Origin of the sequence: Paraburkholderia sp. J69-1 (assembly GCF_905220255.1) — a bacterium.
Taxonomy (GTDB): domain Bacteria; phylum Pseudomonadota; class Gammaproteobacteria; order Burkholderiales; family Burkholderiaceae; genus Paraburkholderia.
Map to the genome: position 1 here is coordinate 1 of NZ_CAJMZG010000016.1, position 18,748 is coordinate 18,748.

14 protein-coding genes and 1 pseudogene are annotated in these 18,748 nt (G+C 63.6%); 11 read left to right on the forward strand and 4 right to left on the reverse strand.

Annotated features, from left to right (window positions below; genetic code table 11):
• The 4 genes and pseudogenes from U5A67_RS26160 to U5A67_RS26175 form a co-directional block, all read left to right on the forward strand.
• Positions 1 to 339: pseudogene (locus U5A67_RS26160) on the forward strand (hypothetical protein); the annotation flags it as partial.
• A gap of 110 nt (positions 340 to 449) precedes the next feature.
• Positions 450 to 1,658, forward strand: a complete 1,209-nt coding sequence (locus tag U5A67_RS26165; RefSeq protein ID WP_321816458.1) for an HlyD family secretion protein — start codon at positions 450 to 452, stop codon at positions 1,656 to 1,658.
• A gap of 1 nt (position 1,659) precedes the next feature.
• Entirely contained in the window at positions 1,660 to 3,774 is a 2,115-nt protein-coding gene (locus tag U5A67_RS26170) for a peptidase domain-containing ABC transporter (RefSeq protein ID WP_321816459.1), read from the forward strand.
• Positions 3,771 to 5,309, forward strand: coding sequence for a TolC family outer membrane protein (locus U5A67_RS26175; protein ID WP_321816460.1), 1,539 nt, complete (start codon positions 3,771 to 3,773; stop codon positions 5,307 to 5,309). Before U5A67_RS26170 ends, U5A67_RS26175 begins: the two co-directional genes overlap by 4 nt.
• 120 nt (positions 5,310 to 5,429) lie before the next feature.
• On the opposite strand, the gene U5A67_RS26180 is transcribed toward U5A67_RS26175, so the two are convergent.
• Positions 5,430 to 6,623 carry a urate hydroxylase PuuD gene (locus U5A67_RS26180; RefSeq protein ID WP_321816461.1) on the reverse strand — a complete coding sequence of 398 codons (1,194 nt, stop codon included), beginning with the start codon at positions 6,621 to 6,623 and terminating at the stop codon, positions 5,430 to 5,432.
• Between the two features lie 171 nt (positions 6,624 to 6,794).
• On the reverse strand, positions 6,795 to 7,148 hold the full coding sequence (gene uraH / locus U5A67_RS26185; RefSeq protein WP_205981701.1) for a hydroxyisourate hydrolase: 354 nt from the start codon (positions 7,146 to 7,148) through the stop codon (positions 6,795 to 6,797).
• A 561-nt stretch (positions 7,149 to 7,709) separates the two neighbouring features.
• Here uraH and U5A67_RS26190 point away from each other — a divergent pair.
• Positions 7,710 to 9,086: an 8-oxoguanine deaminase gene (locus U5A67_RS26190; protein WP_321816462.1), complete on the forward strand. Its 1,377-nt coding sequence runs from the start codon at positions 7,710 to 7,712 to the stop codon at positions 9,084 to 9,086.
• Positions 9,087 to 9,207: 121 nt separating this feature from the next.
• Here U5A67_RS26190 and U5A67_RS26195 read toward each other — a convergent pair whose 3' ends face one another.
• Positions 9,208 to 10,140 (reverse strand): LysR substrate-binding domain-containing protein, encoded by a 933-nt coding sequence (locus tag U5A67_RS26195; protein ID WP_027814783.1) that lies wholly within the window; start codon positions 10,138 to 10,140, stop codon positions 9,208 to 9,210.
• Positions 10,141 to 10,428: 288 nt separating this feature from the next.
• Here U5A67_RS26195 and U5A67_RS26200 point away from each other — a divergent pair, with 288 nt between their 5' ends.
• The 4 genes from U5A67_RS26200 (at position 10,429) to U5A67_RS26215 (ending at position 15,434) form a co-directional block, all read left to right on the forward strand.
• Positions 10,429 to 12,075 carry an ABC transporter ATP-binding protein gene (locus U5A67_RS26200; RefSeq protein WP_321816463.1) on the forward strand — a complete coding sequence of 549 codons (1,647 nt, stop codon included), beginning with the start codon at positions 10,429 to 10,431 and terminating at the stop codon, positions 12,073 to 12,075.
• A 92-nt stretch (positions 12,076 to 12,167) separates the two neighbouring features.
• On the forward strand, positions 12,168 to 13,274 hold the full coding sequence (locus U5A67_RS26205) for an ABC transporter permease (RefSeq protein ID WP_205981698.1): 1,107 nt from the start codon (positions 12,168 to 12,170) through the stop codon (positions 13,272 to 13,274).
• Positions 13,275 to 13,312: 38 nt separating this feature from the next.
• Positions 13,313 to 14,242 (forward strand): ABC transporter permease, encoded by a 930-nt coding sequence (locus tag U5A67_RS26210; protein WP_321816464.1) that lies wholly within the window; start codon positions 13,313 to 13,315, stop codon positions 14,240 to 14,242.
• 106 nt (positions 14,243 to 14,348) lie between these two features.
• On the forward strand, positions 14,349 to 15,434 hold the full coding sequence (locus U5A67_RS26215; protein ID WP_205981696.1) for a BMP family ABC transporter substrate-binding protein: 1,086 nt from the start codon (positions 14,349 to 14,351) through the stop codon (positions 15,432 to 15,434).
• Positions 15,435 to 15,562: 128 nt separating this feature from the next.
• On the opposite strand, the gene U5A67_RS26220 is transcribed toward U5A67_RS26215, so the two are convergent.
• Positions 15,563 to 15,772, reverse strand: coding sequence for a dodecin (locus U5A67_RS26220; RefSeq protein ID WP_205981695.1), 210 nt, complete (start codon positions 15,770 to 15,772; stop codon positions 15,563 to 15,565).
• Between the two features lie 219 nt (positions 15,773 to 15,991).
• On the opposite strand from U5A67_RS26220, the gene U5A67_RS26225 reads away from it, so the two are divergent.
• Complete coding sequence (locus U5A67_RS26225; protein ID WP_321816465.1) at positions 15,992 to 16,897, forward strand: NAD(P)-dependent oxidoreductase; 906 nt, start codon at positions 15,992 to 15,994, stop codon at positions 16,895 to 16,897.
• Positions 16,898 to 17,076: 179 nt separating this feature from the next.
• Positions 17,077 to 18,669, forward strand: coding sequence for an ABC-F family ATPase (locus U5A67_RS26230; protein WP_205981693.1), 1,593 nt, complete (start codon positions 17,077 to 17,079; stop codon positions 18,667 to 18,669).
• Positions 18,670 to 18,748: the final 79 nt, after the last annotated feature.

The window sequence follows — 18,748 nt, forward strand, 5'->3', positions numbered from 1 at the left end:
CGCCGTGACGGCGTCGCCGTCGTGTTTTCGGACGTCCCGCCTTTTGCATTGGCGAAATTTCCCATGGAGACGACCGGCGTGACAATCGGCGGGCGTCCAGCACGCCTGCACAACGGCGTTTTCCGGCTTGGCGCGCCGCTTGATGTCTGGCTGCTGTCGTTTTATCTGCGCTTCGAAAATGGGCGCTTCAGCGTGCGGGTGTTCGAACCCATCGCACTAGCCAGGGCCGATGCGCCGCAGTCTGTCGCCAGCGATATCGAAGCCGCGCGCAAGGAAAACTATCCGCATTGGCTCTACGCCGGGCATCCGTCGGTCTATCACTTCGCCGCGACCCGCTAGCGCAACTGCCGGAACGTAGCGATCGATAAGCACAACAACGAAACAGCTGGCGCAAGAAGCCGGGAATCACAAGTTGGCCTGCAAGGCGGGCTACGGGGATCTATCACAACGTGGAACCGATCTTTCTTCCCGAGTTCCGGGATATTCATTGGCGCTGGATTGCCTATGTGGCGTCGGCGGTCGTGCTGGTCGGCGTCGTTTTCGCCTTCACACATGAAGTCGAATTGAAACAGGACGTGCGCTGCGAGATCGTGTCGCCTGCTGAGATCAAGGTGCAGGGGGAGAGCGGGCTCGTCTCTGCCATTTATGTCCAGCCGCCTGCGCACGTGAGCGCCGGCCAGCCGCTTTTTCGGCTCGAGCGTGATTTGTCACTCGCGAGCGACGGTTCGCGACGTGGCGCGTTCGATGCCCAGGTCCGCGACGAAGAGCGTCGTGCCGCCGACGCTCTATACGTGCAGAAGCATATCGATCTCACGAGCCAGCTTGCGACTGCGCGGACGAACGAAGCGAGCCAGCATGCGGCGCTTGCCCAACTCGACGTGCAGGCGGACCAGAATACGCTGCTGGTCAACGAGGCGCAAAAGAAGGTCACACGACTCGAATCCGTTGCCGATTACGTGCCCGCCGATCGTGTCGAACAGGCGCGTGCGGAACTGCATCAGGGCCGCATTGCGCGGGCGGAATCCGCTTCCCGGCGTCAACAGGTCGAGGCCACGCTGGCCGATCTGAAAAACACCCAGACAACGCTGACTGCCCAACTGAAGGAACTCGACGCGAGTCACGCGCGCGATCTGCAGGAAGCCGATGCGCGCTTCGAGCAAAGCCGGCGCGACGCCACGATTTCCGCGCCCAAGGCCGGCGAGGTCACATTCTCGCGGCTTGTGCAGGGCAGCACGCTGGAGTCGTCCGATATCGCGATGGTGATCGTCACCGATCGATCACAGCCATTGCGCGCCGAACTGCGCATTCCGTCGCGCCGGCGTGGTTTCGTACGCGAAGGGCAAACGGTTCGTCTCAAGTTCGACGCCTTTCCTTACGTGCGCTTCGGCTCCTACGAAGCGCGGATAGATTCGATCTCAAGCACCACGGTTGCGGCTGCGCCCGCGTCGGCGGCGGCGCTGGCTGCCGCCAAAGGGGCGACTCCGTCGACAGGTGACGAGTACGTTGCATGGGTCACATTGAGCGGCCATACCTTCGATTACGGCGCGCAGCATTTCGACATCCTGCCGGGCATGCAGGCTACGGCGAGCGTCGTCGTCGAAAGGCGAACCATCGCCGAGTGGGTGCTCGAGCCGCTGTTCAAGATTGTCCGAGGTTGAGATGCAGGTGATCTACCAGAACGAAGTCGCCGAATGCGGCTACGCATGCCTTGCGATGGTCCTTTCGCATTCAGGGCGTGCAACCGAGGTTCGCGAGCTTTCCGCTTACCGGCCCATTTCCGCGAACGGTCTCTCGCTGATGGACCTGTACGACGTGGCGACCGATTACGGCCTCGAAGTCCAGGCATTCCGCTTCGACGCTTCGCAGATCGGCGAGGTGAAGCAGGGCTCGATTATTCATTTCGGCGGCGCGCACTTTGTCGTGTTCGAGCGCGCAACACGGCACTACGTCCATCTGATCGACCCGGCGGTGGGGCGCCGGCGCATCGCCCTGGATACCTTCGTCGCCTGCGTTTCGGGCTATCTGATCGAGTGCGCACCTACGCAGGCGCTCGTGCGGATCAAACGGCGCTCCCGTGTGCCCGAAGCGCTTGCACGCCTGCGCGCGCTCAATCCGCAACTGCGCAGCCATGCCGCGAAGATCCTGTTTGTCGCGGTGGGCGCGCAGTTTGCCATCCTCGCGCAACCGTACTTTGGCTCCTTTGTGCTCGATCACGTGGTGGCGGAGGATAACCTTTCGCTGCTCAATGTACTGGCGCTGACGTTCGGATCGATTTTTCTCATCGGCGCGCTGGGGCAGTACGTGCAAGGCGTGCTCGTCGAACTGTTGTATGCGCGTGTGAGCGTGAGCGCGACGCAAGGTTTATTCGCGCATTTGCTGCGCGTGCCGGTTTCGTATTTCGAGAAGCGCAACGTCGGTGACATCTTTACGCGCTTCAAGGCGCAGGACGAGATCAACGGATTCGCCTCGCGTTCCGTGGTGTCGTTTTGCGTCGACGTCACGGTCGGCGTGCTCGCGCTGCTTATGATGTTCATCCAGGACACGAAGCTTTCCGCGCTTGTTCTGGCGATTTTCACCGCGTACGTACTGGTTGCAGCGCTCATGTTCGCATCGATGCGCGATACGCACGCGCGCGTGCTCCAGGAAAGCGCCCGCTGCGACGACGCGCTGTTCGAAACCGTGCGCGGTGCGTCGCTCATCAAGCTCTCGCAAGGCGAAACGCGGCGCGTCGCGCGTTTCATGGAACTGTTTCGAACCTACGCGTCGGCTCTTTTTCAGAGCAGTCGTCTGACGGCCACGCGCGAAGCGGCGCTCAAGCTGCTGGCGCACGCGGAAACCCTCGCGGTCACCTGGCTCGCGGCAAAGTTGATGCTTGGCGGCGCATTGTCCGTGGGCGCGTTCTATTCGTTCATGATCTACAAGTCGCTGTTTTCAGAGCGCATTGCGCTGGCGATCAACGCTGCTTTCTCGTACAGCATGCTGAGCGTGCCGGTCGCGCGCGTCGACGACATCGTGGCGTGCGAGCCCGAGCGCTACACCGCATTGGCCGATGTCCACAGGACCGTGGAGGTGAACCGCTTCGAGCGCATCGCCGTGCGTGCCGTGACGTTCTCGTACGGCATCTCGGACCAGCCCATTCTCACCGACGCCAGCCTGGACATCGTACGCGGCGACAAGATCGTGATCACCGGGCCGTCGGGCGTCGGCAAGTCGACGCTCTTCAAATTGCTGGCTGCATCCGAAACCGCACAGCGCGGCGAGATCACGCTCAATGGAATCGCCTGGCCCAATCTGAGCGTCGATGAAATCCGTCGCCATGCCACCCACATGCGGCAGGGCGACATCATCCTGCACGGCTCGATCGCCGACAACATCTCGCTCTTCGAGGGCAATCCTGACGAAGCGCGCATTCTGACGCTGCTCGAAGCGGTTGGTCTGCTCGACGATGTCATGCGTTTGCCCATGCGCACGCGCACCGTTATCAGCGATTCGCTGGCCAATATTTACGCCGGGCAACGCCAACGGCTCCTGCTCGCGCGCGCGCTCTATCAGCCTCGCGAACTGCTGCTGCTCGATGAACCGACCTCGAATCTCGATCCGGTTGCGGTACGGCGGATCTCGGCACTGCTCCAGCAGATCGATCGCACGGTCGTCGTCATCACGCACGACGTTGCAATGGCGGAGGGCTTCGACAAGCACTATCGCCTGGTCGACGGCGCGTTCATTCGCGTCGAGCGTCAGCACGCGGAAGCCGCCATGGAGGGCTGCGCATGAGCGTGTTCCGAAACCGGCGATTTACGTGCATGACCGCGCTGGCGATGCTCGCAGTCTTGCCGCTGCCGGGGCGTGCAGATGCGGCCGACCTGTTGTCGGTCGTGAGCGATGCGCTCGATCATGATCCCGCGCTTGCGGCTTCGCGCGACGCATCCCGCGCGGCCGCGCAAGCCATCCCCAAAGCGCGCGCCGCGCTGTTACCCCATGCCTCGGGCGGTTGGGGCCGCGCCTACAACGGCATCGTGACCGAAGATTTCCCGACTCAGCACTACTGGCAGAGCGGCTGGACGGTCGGCCTGACGCAGCCGGTCTTCAACTGGTCGAACTGGACGGCCTATCGCCAGGCCGATTACATCGCGGCGCGTGCCCGCCTGCAAACGGCAAGCGCGATACAGGCCGCGATTCTGTCGGTGTCGCAGGCGTATTTCGATACCCTTGCCGCCGACGATGAGGTTGCGCGCGCAACCGACTATCTGCGTGCGGTCGACGTCCATCTGGCGCTCATCCGGCGCGCGAAGGCGGCGGGGGAAGCCACACTTGTGGATATTCAGGACGGCGAGGCCAGCCATGCGCAGGCGCAATTGCAGTTGCTCGATGCGCAAAGCCAGGTTCGGCTTACGCGCGCGGCGCTCGAACGCCTCGCTGGCAAGACAAGCGACGCGCTCGCGCCGTTGCCTCCCGGCACAGTGCCCACGTTGCAGCCAGCCGATGGCGATGCCTGGGTGACACAGGCGCAGACGCGCGGCTATCCCGTGCAGATCGGTGAAGTCGAGCTACAGGTTGCGAAATTCGATACGGAAAAAGCGCGCGCCGCACGTTATCCCAACGTGGATTTGCAGGTGACGCATACGCCAGCCGGTGCGGGCGGCGGATATGCCAGACCCACGACGACTACGACCGGCATGCTGTCCGTGACGATTCCCATCCTGTCGGGCGGCGAGATTTCCGCGAAAGTGGACGAAGCGCGGGCGATGGAAGACAAGGCGCGCGACGAACTCGACGCTGCCGTGCGTGATGCGGGTGCAGGCGCACGTGACGCGTGGCTGCGCGTGACGGCAGGGCAGCGGCGTGTCGCGGCACTGGGGCAGGTTACGCAACGCACGCAAGCGGCGCTCGATGCAACGCGAATTGGCTTTGGCGCCGGCAGCCGCACGAGTCTCGATGTATTGCGGGCCACCGATTCCCTTTACGCAAGCCGTCGCGATCTGATTCGCGCGCGTTACGACAGTGTGCTGGCCTTGCTCAAGCTGCTGTCGCAGACTGCCATGCTTGACGTTGACGAGGTGGCCCGAATCAACGCGCAGCTATTCGTTTCAGGCACGGCCCAGCCAGCGAGTGCCGTGACGCGTAGTGACAGCACGCGCCAGGACGTGCCAGACCTCAACATGCCCGCTGTCGCGCAGACCGGGCCGATTCGCGAGAGCGTTGTCGTACCGGACGTTCCACGCACGATCCCAACGCGCGCGCTGAACGCGATGGACATGGCGCCGGCCGTGTCCACATCGACTTCGAACTACGCGCCGATCGTCCGCTGAAAGTCGGCGGGGAGGGACATGAGGGACATTAGCGTCCCGTCATGCAAAAGGCCCGAAGCGTCAAACGCTTCGGGCCTTTCGTTTCCAGCTTTGCTTACATAGGGCTCTGCGGTGCGGCGCTTACGGCTTGGCCCCACCCTGGAACCACATCGCGATCTTTTGCCGCTCGTCGTCCGTCATATGCGTGACGTTGCCCAGCGGCATCGCCTTGAGCGTCACAGCCTGCTGATAAAGACGCTGCGCGTTCTGCGAGATCTCATCGGGCGTATCGAACATCACGCCAGCGGGCGCTGCGCCCATCATCGTCGGGTGAGCCGAGTGGCAGCCCGCGCAACGCTGCTGCAGGATCGGCTGGATATCGCCGATCTTGATGGTCGGTACGTTAGCGGCTTCGGCTTGTGGCACGACCGGGCGCGGCAGCGTCCAGACCAGCGCGACGAACATCAGCGCGACACCGCCGATCGGCAGATACCAGAGCTGCTGACCACGATGACGCATCACGAAGAACTGACGGATCAGCGCGCCGGCCAGCATGATGACCACCAGCACGGCCCAGTTGTACTCATGCGCGTAGGTCATCGCGTAGTGGTTCGACAGCATCGCGAACACCACCGGCAGCGTGAAATACGTGTTGTGCACCGAGCGCTGCTTGCCGCGCTTGCCGTAGATCGGGTTCGGCGTTTCGCCCTTGAGCATCGCGTTGACCATCTTGCGCTGGCCAGGAATGATCACGAAGAACACGTTCGCCGACATGATCGTCGCCAGCATCGCGCCCATGATCAGGTACGCGGCGCGGCCCGAGAAAATGTGGCAGGCGAGGTAAGCGGCGATCACGACATAGATGCCCACGCACGCGCCGAGCAGCTTGTCCTTCGTGCCCAGCAGACGGCACAGCGAGTCATAGACGATCCAGCCGGCGGCCAGGAAGCCCAGTGCCGAAGCGACTGCCACGACCGGACCCATATCCAGCACGTTCTTGTCGATCAGATAGGTGTTCGGGGCGAACAGATAAAGCACCGTGAACAGCGACGCGCCCGAGAGCCACGTCGTGTACGAGGGCCACTTCGACCAGTGCAGATCGTCCGGCATTTCGGGCGGCGCGACGGTGTACTTCTGCATGTTGTAGAAGCCGCCGCCGTGCACGTGCCACAGTTCGCCGAACACGCCGCGACGCTTCTGGTTCGGGTCAACCGGCGGTTTGAGGCTGTTGTCGAGCGCGACGAAGTAGAACGATTCGCCGATCCAGGCGATCGCCGCGATGACGTGGAACCAGCGCAATGCGAGGTTCAGCCAGTCGGTAATAAAGCCTTCCATGAAACTCCTCCACTCCTGATTCGTTGCGCGCGGACGTCAGTGCGTCTCGCGCGGGACTGCGGGGGCGGCATCAATGCAGCGCCGCAAAGCGGGGACACAGTGATGTGCCGCCTGTCTCTTTCGATGTGTTGTTGTTGGCTGTGGGGTTAGCGCGCGTGCGTGCCGAAGCGATCAGCTACCGCGGTACGTGCTGTACGACCACGGCGAAACGAGCAGCGGCACGTGGTAGTGCGCGCCGGCATCGGCTACGCCAAAGCGCAGCACGACGCGATCGACGAAGCGCGGTTCCGGCACTTTCGTGCCGATCGAGGCGAAGTAATCGCCTGCATGGAACACGAGTTCGTATTCGCCGGTAGTCAGCGCTGCGCCTTCGAGCAGCGGTTCGTCGCAGCGGCCGTCGTGGTTGGTCGTGACGGTCTTCAGCGCGCGGCGGGTGTCGCCGTCGAGCGCATGGAGTTCGACCTTGATGCCCGCGCCGGGACGGCCGTTCGCGGTGTCGAGCACGTGGGTAGTCAGCTTGCCCATTCGCAGTTTTCCTTGTCTTTTCCTGGTGTCATTGCGAGGTTTCGGCGGCGTCTCGATCCCATGATGCATAAGCGGCGGATCGAGGCTCCACGTCAGTGGCTACATACCCGTCGGCGGATCGATGCGAGCGCCGTGAACGCATTTTAAGAACGATCGGGCCGCAATCGCGCGAGCGATAGGAAAGATAATCCCCGTCGCATGAGCCTGGCCGTCGAGCCTTGCTGCAGGCGGCTCTGGCGGCCACGAAACCGCGGGTTTTCACTCATGTGCACACACGATTCACATCGTAGCTGCGCCAAAAATCGACCTTTATATGCAGGGACTGAATTCCGGTATCTCGGCTACGCGAATTGCCAGCGGAATTTTGGTTGCGGAAGGTATCGGTTATGCGCGCAGCGGTACTGTGCGCAACCCGAAGACGGCGCTGGGCGCCGGGTAACCGGGCCAGCGGCGTCCTCGTCAGGATGCGTCGGCACCGGTGTTTCGGTGGAACGGCGGCGTGGCAAGGGCGTCTGCTTCACATTCACAGTCGATTCACAGACAACGGAGCGAACAGACACGATGGAACGCAATCCCACCACCCGAACCTTGCTCATCAAGAACGCCGACATGCTGGTGACGATGGACGGCGAGCGCCGCGAGATCCGCGGCGGCGGCCTGTATATCGAAGGCAACCGCATCGTCGCAGTCGGCCCGACGGCGGAGTTGCCGCAGAGCGCCGATGAAGTGATCGACGCGACCGGCCATATCGTCACGCCCGGCCTCGTCAACACGCATCACCACATGTATCAGAGCCTCACGCGCGCCGTGCCCGCCGCGCAGGATGCCGAGTTGTTCGGCTGGCTCACGAATCTGTACAAGGTCTGGGCCAACCTGACGCCGGAAATGATCGAGGTGTCGACGCTCACGGCCATGGCCGAACTGCTGCTGTCGGGCTGTACGACGTCGAGCGATCACCTCTACATCTATCCGAACGGCAGCCGTCTGGACGACAGCATCCGCGCGGCGCAAAGCATCGGCATGCGCTTTCACGCGGCGCGCGGCAGCATGAGCGTGGGGCAGAAAGATGGCGGTTTGCCGCCCGATTCGGTGGTCGAAAACGAGGACGCGATTCTCGCCGACACGCAGCGCCTGATCGAGACGTATCACGACGAAGGGCGTTACGCGATGCTGCGCGTGGTGGTTGCGCCGTGCTCGCCGTTTTCGGTGAGCCGCGATCTGATGCGCGAATCGGCGATCATGGCGCGGCATTACGGCGTGTCGATGCACACGCACCTCGCGGAAAACGTCAACGACATCGCCTATAGCCGCGAAAAATTCGGCATGACGCCGGCCGAATATGCCGAGGATCTGGGCTGGGTCGGCCGCGATGTCTGGCATGCGCACTGCGTACAGCTTGACGACCACGGCATCGGCCTGTTCGGGCGCACGGGGACGGGGGTCGCGCATTGTCCGTGCTCGAACATGAGGCTCGCGTCCGGCATTGCGCCGATCCGGAAGATGCGGCTTGCGGGCGTGCCGGTCGGGCTGGGCGTGGATGGTTCGGCGTCGAACGACGGCGCGCAGATGGTGGGCGAAATGCGCCAGGCGATGCTGCTCGCGCGCGTGGGTTTTGGCCCCGATGCGATGACCGCGCGCGAAGCGCTCGAAATCGCCACGCTGGGCGGCGCGAAGGTGCTGGGCCGCGACGATATCGGCGCGCTAGCACCGGGCATGGCGGCGGACTTTATCGCCTTCGATCTGCGTCAGCCGCTCTTTGCGGGTGCGCTGCACGATCCGGTCGCGGCGCTGGCGTTCTGCGCGCCTTCGCAGGTCGCGCTATCGGTGATCGACGGGCGGGTGGTGGTGAAGGAAGGCGTGCTGCAAACGGTCGAACTCGGGCCGGTGATCGAGCGCCATAACCGGCTTGCCGGTCAGCTTGCCCAGGCCGCGCGATAAGCAGGGCATTCGAGCAAAGCACATAGGCAAAAAGCAAAACGGGCGGCGCGCAAAAGCGGGCCGCCCGTGGCTGAACGCGTTGGCCGTTCGGCAAAACGGCCATCGCGTGACGAATGCGTGATTAAGGCTTGTCGATCAGCGTCCTGGTGGCTTCGGCGACGAGGCTGCGCAACCAGCGGACTTCATCCGAATAGTGACAGCGCTCGTGCCACAACTGGTAATACTGCATCGGCGGGAAGTCGAGCGGCGCGGGCACGACCGTCAGCGGCAGGAAGCGCGCGTAATGATCGGCGAACAGACGCGTGGTGGTGAACACCAGATCCGACTTGATCAGCACATAAGGCGCCAGATTGAAGTACGGCAGCGTGACGACGACATGACGCTTCAGGCGCTCGCGCGCCAGATGCACGTCGATGGCGCCGCGCTGGCCCACGGAATACGGCGTGGGCGCGAGGTGCGGCGCGTTCAGGTACTGATCGAGCGTGAGCCCGCCGCGCTTGGCGAACGGGTGCGTGTTGCTCATCAGGCAGACGATCTGGTCAACGAACAGATTCGACAGGTGCAACTGCTCGGGCGGTTCGGGCCAGTTGCCGATCACGATGTCGAGCTTGCCTTCTTCAAGGGCCAGTTCGTAATCGAACGCCGGACCGAGCGAATGGAACTCGAGCGTGGCATTGGGCGCCGCCTGGCGGAACCGCTCGACCACGGTGGGCACGAACAGCACGTTCAGGTAGTCCGGGCAGCCGATGCGGTAACAACGGATCGAAGTGGCCGGATCGAAATTATGTTGCTGGAAGCGGATGCGCTCGATTTCGCGCAGGGCGTTCTGCACGGGTTCGAGCAGACGCAGGCCGTATTCGGTCGGCACCATGCCGGACTTGCCGCGCACGAGGAGCGGGTCGCCGGTGATGTCGCGCAGACGCCGTAGCGCCGCGCTGATAGCGGGTTGCGACTGATTGAGCTTGACGGCCGCGCGCGTCACGCTGCGTTCCATCAAGAGGGTGTGCAAGACGCGCAAAAGGTACGTGTCGATCGCCTCGCGTTGCTGGCTCATGAAATCTCCGATTATATGTTTTGGCTGATCGAGGGGCTTTGGGAATATATGTTTTTTAATATGGACAAAAAGACCCGTCAAGAGAGGGATCTACTGAGCCATCCTGACAAGTCCCTGTTGCGCGAGGCACGACGGCGTGTCACGGGGATTTTTGACGGCTCGACGCTGGCACGCCCGGCAAGGTATCGTGACCTGGCGCGGGGGCGCCTCGCGAGGCCGTAGAACGGCTGGCGAGCAGCAGCACAAACGAACACTGAGATAGCAATAACGTACTGCGACGGAACATCCATGGGCGATTCTTCTTCACGTCAGGCGAGCGGCCTGGACCAGCATGCGGGTCAACATGCGGATCACCGCGTACCGCGGCTTCAACTATCCGGCATAACGAAACAATACCCGGCCGTGCGCGCCAACGACGACGTCACGCTGACGGTTGCACCCGGCGAAATCCACGCGCTGCTCGGCGAAAACGGCGCCGGCAAGAGCACGCTGATGAAGATCGTCTACGGCGCGGTGCGCCCCGACGCCGGCGAGATCCGCTGGGAAGGCGAGAGCGTCGAGATCGCGAGTCCGGCGGCGGCGCGCAAGCTCGGCATCGGCATGGTGTTCCAGCATTTTTCCTTGTTCGAAACGCTGACGGTCGGCGAGAACATCGCGCTCTCGCTCGACGAAAAATTCGATCTCAAGACGCTGTCCGCGCGCATCCGGGAAGTGTCCGGGCAATACGGTCTCGATGTCGATCCGCAGCGCCATGTGCACAGCCTCACGGTGGGCGAGCGCCAGCGCGTGGAGATCGTGCGCTGCCTGCTGCAGAACCCGCGTCTGCTGATCATGGACGAGCCCACTTCGGTGCTCACGCCGCAAGCCGTGCGCAAGCTGTTCGGCACGCTGCGCCGGCTGGCGTCGGAAGGCTGCAGCATTCTCTACATCAGCCACAAGCTCGACGAAATCCAGGAGCTTTGCGATACCGCGACCGTGCTGCGCGGCGGCAAGGTGACCGGCAACGTGATTCCGCGCGAGGAAACCCACGCGTCGCTCGCGCGCCTGATGGTCGGGCGCGAGTTGCCCGCCTATACGCGTCGCGCCCATACGCCCGGCGACGTGCTGCTCGACGTCAAACATCTGTCGATGCCGAGCGACGATCCGTTCGGCACCTCGCTCGACGATGTGAGCTTCGGCGTGCATGCGGGCGAGATTCTGGGCATCGCGGGCGTGTCGGGCAACGGCCAGGCCGAACTGCTCGCGGCGCTGTCGGGCGAGGCGCGTCAGACCCAGGCAGGACGCCACGGCGCGGCGGATTCCGTATCGATTTGCGGCAAGCCCGCTGGGCGGCTTTCGGCGGCGGCGCGTCGTCGTCTTGGCTTTGCGTTCGTGCCGGAAGAGCGTCTTGGACGTGGCGCCGTGCCCGCCATGTCGCTCGCGGAAAACGCCTTGCTCACGGCGCATCGCGAAGGCATGGTGCGCTCGGGCTGGCTCAAGACCGGCGCAATGCGCGCGTTCGCGCAACGCTGTATCGGCGCATTCGATGTGCGCTGCGGCGGACCGGATGCGCTCGCGCAAAGTCTCTCGGGCGGCAATCTGCAGAAGTTCATCGTCGGGCGCGAGATTTTGCAGACGCCGAAAGTGCTGGTGGTCGCGCAGCCCACCTGGGGCGTCGATGTGGGCGCGGCCGCCTTCATTCGCCAGCAGCTGCTCGATCTGTCCGCGCGCGGCGTGGCGATTCTCGTGATCTCCGAAGAACTGGAAGAGCTCTTCGATATCTGCGACCGCATTGCCGTGCTCGCAGGCGGCCGACTGTCGCCCGCGCGTCTGACCGGCGAAACCAACGCCGAGGAAATCGGCCGCTGGATGGCCGGTCTGTTCGGCGAGCGCGCGGCGCAGACGAACGGCGGTCCGCCGCCCGCGGCGCCGGCTGCGCCCGCCGCGCATGCCTAGAGGCAAACTCGAAAGCAAAAACACCAGCAGACGCAAACGCCTCGCCCAGGCCGGGCAACGTATAACGACAACGCGACAGCCATTCCACCGCCATGATTTTTCCTTACCGACTAGAAGCCCGCACGACACCGTCCCGCACGGTGCGCATCGCCGTGCCGCTGATCGCCGCGCTCCTGACGCTGGCAATCGGCTTCCTGATTTTTGGCCTTGTCGGCCGCGATCCCATGCAGGCCATGCACGCGTTCTTTATCGAGCCGCTGTCGAGCGTCAACGGCTGGTCGGAACTGCTGCTCAAGGCTTCGCCGCTCTGTCTGATCGCGCTCGGTCTCGCGGCCGGGTATCGCGCGAACGTGTGGAATATCGGCGCGGAAGGGCAGATGGTGCTCGGCGGCATCGCGGCGAGCGGCGTGGCGATCTATTTCGATCAGGCGAGCGGCTGGTGGATTCTGTTTCTGATGATGATCGCCGGCGTGCTGGGCGGCATGGCATGGGCGGCGATTCCCGCCTGGCTCAAGAGCCGCTTCAATACCAATGAAATCCTCACGAGCCTGATGCTCACCTATGTGGCCACGCAGTTGCTGATCTGGCTGGTGAGCGGCCCGTGGCGCGATCCGAACGGCATGAACTTTCCGCTCTCCGAAATGTTCAGCGGCGACGCGCTCTATCCCACCTTCGGCGGCGACTGGCGCATTCACTGGCTGCGCGGCACGCGTCTGAATGCGTCGATCTTTCTCACGCTCGCGGCCATCCCGCTCGTGTGGCTGTTCATGCGCCGCAGTTTCGCGGGCTATCGCATGAGCGTCGGCGGTCTTGCGCCGCTGGCCGCGCGCTACGCCGGTTTCTCGGAGAAGAAAACCATCTGGACTTCGCTGCTGCTGTCGGGCGGTCTTGCGGGCCTCGCGGGCATGGGCGAAATCGCCGGCCCGATCGGCCAGTTGCAGGCGACGTGGTCGCCGGGCTACGGCTTCACGGCCATCATCGTGGTGTTTGTCGGGCGGCTGCATCCGGTCGGCATCGTGCTCGCGAGTCTGCTGATGGCGCTGCTGTACCTCGGCGGCGAAGCGGTGCAGACCTCGCTGCAACTGCCGCAGGCGCTTTCGGGCGTGTTCCAGGGCCTGCTGCTGTTCTGTCTGCTCGGCGCGGACCTGTTCGTGAACTACCGCGTTCGCCGCCGTCACGCTGTCGCCGCTGCGCATTGACCCCGCCCATACCCGAATACGAAACAAGGCAACACGATATGGATATCCAGCAAGCCAGCTCGCTCGCATCGAGCGCCGTTACCGCCGCCATTCCGCTGATGTTCGCGGGCGTAGGCGAACTCGTCACGGAAAAGTCAGGCGTACTCAATCTGGGCGTCGAAGGGATGATGCTGATGGGCGCCGTCACCGGCTACGCCGTCACCACGATCAGCGGCAATCCCTGGCTCGGCCTTGCCGCGGGCATGGCGGCGGGCGTGGCGATGTCGCTGCTGTTCGGCTTCCTCGTGCTGACGATGCTCGCCAACCAGGTCGCGACAGGGCTTTCGCTCACGATCTTCGGCGTGGGTTTGTCGGCGTATGTGGGCAAGCCGTACACCTCGGCGGCCACTTCGGCGACGATCGGCGCATGGCCGATTCCGGGCCTCTCGCATCTGCCCGTGGTCGGTCCGGCGGTCTTCAGCCTGACGCCGGTCGATTACCTCGCGTTCGTGATGTTCGCCGTGGTCGCGTGGTTCCTCTATCGCACGCGCGCCGGGCTCGTGCTGCGCTCGGTGGGCGAGTCGCCGCAGGTTGCGCATTCGGTGGGCTTTCCGGTGATTGGCGTGCGTTATGGCGCGACGGCGTTCGGCGGCGCGATGGCGGGTCTCGCGGGCGCGTATTACTCGGTCGTGCAACTGCATCTGTGGCAGGAGCAGATCACCGCGGGCCGCGGCTGGATCGCGCTCGCGCTGGTGGTGTTCGCGACGTGGCGACCGGGCCGTCTGTTGATCGGCGCATTGCTGTTTGGTGCAGTGACGGGTGCGCAGTTCTACGCGCAGGCTATCGGCGTGCCGGTGCCTACGCAGTTTCTCGCCATGCTGCCGTATGTGGCGACCATCGTCGTGCTCGTGCTGATTTCGCGTAATCCGAACACGATTCGTCTTAACGCGCCGGCTTCTCTCGGCAAGTCGTTCTTCGGCGCGGCCTAGTCGTTTTCAAAGCGGTATCCACAACGATTCGACAACACGCTTGAACCAATACGCTCGCAGTTTCTCAACCATGACAGCAGCGTCCTCACGGGACCGGAGATCCACAATGAAAAAAACCATCCTGACCGCCTTTGCCGTCGCCGCGACCTGCGGCGCGGCAGCGCTCGTGCCGTCGGCGCAGGCCGCCGACGCGCCGGGCGTCGCGTTCGTCTATCTCGGCAATCCTGGCGATGCCGGCTGGACCTTCGCGCACGATCAGGGTTCGAAGGCCGCCGAACAGAAGTTCGGCAACAAGATCAAGATCACGCGCGTGGAGAATGTGCCGGAATCGGCGGACTCGGAGCGCGTGTTCCGCGATCTGGCCAGCAAGGGCAACAAGATCATCTTCGGTTCGAGTTTCGGTTATCAGGACTTCGAACTGAAAGTGGCGAAGGACTTCCCGGATACGGTTTTCCTGCACGCGACCGGCTACAAGAAGGCGCCGAACTTCGGCACCTATGACGTGCGTATGTATCAGGGCGCGTATCTCGCGGGCGTCGCGGCCGGTTACGCGACGAAGACCAACACGCTGGGTTTCGTGGCCTCGGTGCCGATTCCCGAAGTCGTGCGCAACATCAACGCGTACACGCTGGGCGCGCGTTCGGTGAATCCGAAGGTCCACACCAAGGTTATCTGGATCAATAGCTGGTTCGATCCGGGCAAGGAAAAGCAGGCCGCCGAAACGCTGATCGGGCAGGGCGCGGACGTGCTGCTGCAGAACACCGATTCGAGCGCGACGCTGGCCACCGCCGAGGAAAAGCACGTGCACGCGTTCGGCTGGGATTCGAACATGAAGAAGTTCGGCCCGGATGCGCATCTGGGTTCGGTTGAAGCGAACTGGGGCGTGTACTACACGGCCGTGATCCAGCAGGTGCTCGACGGCAAGTGGAAGAACGATCCGGTCTGGTGGGGCATTCCGCAGAAGGCGGTCGATCTGGGCGACGTGAATACGTCCGCGCTGTCCGCCGATGCGCAGAAGGCCGTCGCCGCGAAGCGCGAAGCGATCGCGAGCGGCAAGTGGGATGTGTTCACGGGTCCGATCAAGGACCAGACGGGCGCGGTGAAGGTGCCGGCCGGCAAGACGCTCGCCGATGGCGAACTGCAACGCCTGAACTGGTACGTCGAAGGCGTGGACGGTTCGCTGCCGAAATAACGCCGACGTCGATCCCGGACGCAAATCCCGGACGCAAATCGCCCACGCTTTCGTCCGATCATTGATGTGTAACGCGGCTGCGCGACGCCTTTACGGCGCGCGCAGCCGTTTGCATTTCAGCGTCGCTTTTAATCGTCGATCCGCAAGCCGACCTTGATCGTCACCTGCCAGTGCATGACCTTGTCGCCCTCGATCAGACCGCGTGTTTCGGTGACTTCGAACCAGTGCAGATTTCGCAAGGTCTTCGACGCGCGTGCGATGGCGCATCGGATGGCTTCGTCGCTGGAAACGGTGGACGAACCGGTGAGTTCGATCTGCTTGTAGACGTGGTCGCTCATGACAAGGTCTCCTCGATGGGGGCGGCGCGCGATGGCGTGCGTGCAGCGTGCAGGCACGTGAATCGAGTATAGGAAACGGTCTCGCAAGCGCCAGCGCGTGCGCGCGCACTCGCGCGGCCGCTACCGGAAATACGCTGCCGGGTATCATGGCGCTCGCGTGATCCGGCATAGTCATGACCGCATCGGCCATGCCTGTAAGCGCATGCAGCGTCGAAGAATTTGCAGCAGGAGACAAGGAAAATGCAAAAGCAGGAACTGGGATTTTGCGGGCCCGGATTGATGGGCGCGCCGATGATTCGCCATTTGCTGGGCGCGGGTCACGCCGTTCACGTGTGGAACCGCTCGCGCGCGAAAGCCGAGGCGCTCGCGAGCGACGGCGCGCAGGTCGCGGATACGCCGCTCGCACTCGCGCAACGTGCGGACGTGGTGCTGCTGTGCGTGTCGGATGGCGCCGCGGTCGAGCAGACGGTATTCGGCGAGCAGGGTTTGCTGTCCGCTGGCGCCGCGCGCGTGCGCCGTATCGTCGATCATTCGAGTATTCCGCCCGATCTGACACGTGCACTGGCTGCGCGCGCGGCCGCGCTGGGTGTGGGCTGGGTCGACGCGCCGGTTTCCGGCGGCGTGGGCGGGGTGCAGGCGGGCACGCTCGCGGTGATGGCGGGCGGCGAGGCCGCCGACGTCGAAGCCGTCTCGCCGATCCTCGCCGCTTACTCGGCGCGCGTCACGCATATGGGCGGCGCGGGCGCGGGGCAGACCACCAAGCTGTGCAACCAGGCGATCGTCACGGCCACGGTAGCGGCCATCGCCGAGGCGGTGGGGCTCGCACGCCGCAGCGGCATCGACGCCGCGAAGCTGCCCGAAGCGCTCGCGGGCGGCTGGGCCGATTCGGTGCTGCTGCGCACCTTCGTGCCGCGCATGACGCAGGAAGGTCTCGCGCCGATCGGCGCCCTGAAAACGTTCCAGAAGGACGTGGATACCGTGGCCGCCGCCGCGCAACAGACCGGCACGCCCATGCCGGTTTCGGGCACCGTCCAGCAGATCCTGCGACTCGGCGCCGCGATGGGGCTCGATCAGGCCGATCTGTCCGGTTTTGTCGACGTCCTGCAGACGCCGCGCGGCGGCTGATCCGGCCCGGCGCGCAAGCACCACGCCTGGCGCCTGCACGAATCTGCCACGAATTTCCGGTAAGTTCATCGCGCGCGCCTGCTGCATTCCCGCTTCGCCAGACTCTGGCAGACGCGCGCGAACTGGCATAACCTGCTAAAATTACAGGTTTTTCGTCGATCTACTTACCGGGACGCGCTGTGCTCTCTACCGCCAACATCACCATGCAATTCGGGCCGAAGCCCTTGTTCGAGAATATCTCGGTCAAATTCGGCGAAGGCAACCGCTATGGCCTGATCGGCGCGAACGGTTGCGGCAAATCCACGTTCATGAAGATCCTGGGCGGCGACCTCGAGCAAAGCTCGGGCAACGTCATCCTCGAACCGAACGTGCGCCTGGGCAAGCTGCGCCAGGACCAGTTCGCCTACGAAGACGTGCGCGTGCTCGACGTCGTCATGATGGGCCACACCGAAATGTGGGCCGCCATGAGCGAGCGCGACGCGATCTACGCGAACCCTGAAGCCACCGACGACGACTACATGCACGCCGCCGAACTCGAAGCGAAATTCGCCGAGTACGACGGCTACACGGCTGAAGCGCGCGCGGGCGAGCTGCTGCTCGGCATCGGCATCGATACGGAATTCCACAACGGCCCGATGAGCGGCGTCGCTCCGGGCTGGAAGCTGCGCGTGCTGCTCGCGCAGGCGCTGTTCTCGAAGCCGGACGTGCTGCTGCTCGACGAACCGACCAACAACCTCGACATCAACTCGATCCGTTGGCTGGAAGATGTTCTGAACGAGTACAACTCGACCATGATCATCATTTCCCACGATCGACACTTCCTGAACCAGGTCTGCACGCACATGGCGGACATGGATTACGGCACGCTGAAGGTCTGGCCGGGCAACTATGACGACTACATGCTGGCTTCGGCGCAGGCGCGCGAGCGTCAGCAGGCCGCCAACCAGAAGGCCAAGGAACGCGTGGCCGACCTGCAGGACTTCGTGCGCCGCTTCTCGGCGAACAAGTCGAAGGCGCGTCAGGCAACCAGCCGTCTGAAGATGATCGACAAGATCAAGATCGAGGACTTCAAGCCTTCGTCGCGTCAGAACCCGTTCATCCGCTTCGAATTCGAGAAGAAGCTGCACAACATCGTCGTGGTCGCGGAAGAGATCACGAAGACGTACGAGCGCCGCATCTTCAACAAATTCAGCATCAGCGTGCAGCCGGGCGAGCGTATCGCGATCATCGGCGAAAACGGCGCGGGCAAGACCACGCTGCTGCGCTCGCTGCTGGGCAACCTGGCCGTGGATAACGGTTCGGTGAAGTGGGCGGAAAACGCGAACATCGGCTACATGCCGCAGGACACGTACGAAGAATTCCCGAACGACGTCACGCTGATGGACTGGATCGACCAGTACCGCCAGGAAGGCGACGACGAGCAGTCCGTGCGCGGCACGCTCGGCCGTCTGCTGTTCAATGCCGACGACATCCGCAAGTCGGTCAAGGTGCTCTCGGGTGGCGAGAAGGGCCGCATGATCTGGGGCAAGCTGATGCTGGGCCGCCATAACGTGCTGCTGATGGACGAGCCGACCAACCACATGGACATGGAATCGATCGAGTCGCTGCAGATCGCGCTCGAAAAGTTCGAAGGCACGCTCGTGTTCGTGTCGCACGACCGCGAGTTCGTGAACGGTCTGGCCAATCGCGTGATCGAAGTGAAGACCAATGGCACGATCAACGATTACAGCGGTAACTACGAGGACTTCCTGGCGAGCCAGGGTGTGCATTGAGCCTCGGCTGCTGATCGAAGCTTGAGATGAGAACGGGCAACGCGTGATGCGTTGCCCGTTTTGTTTTGGTGGTCTCTGC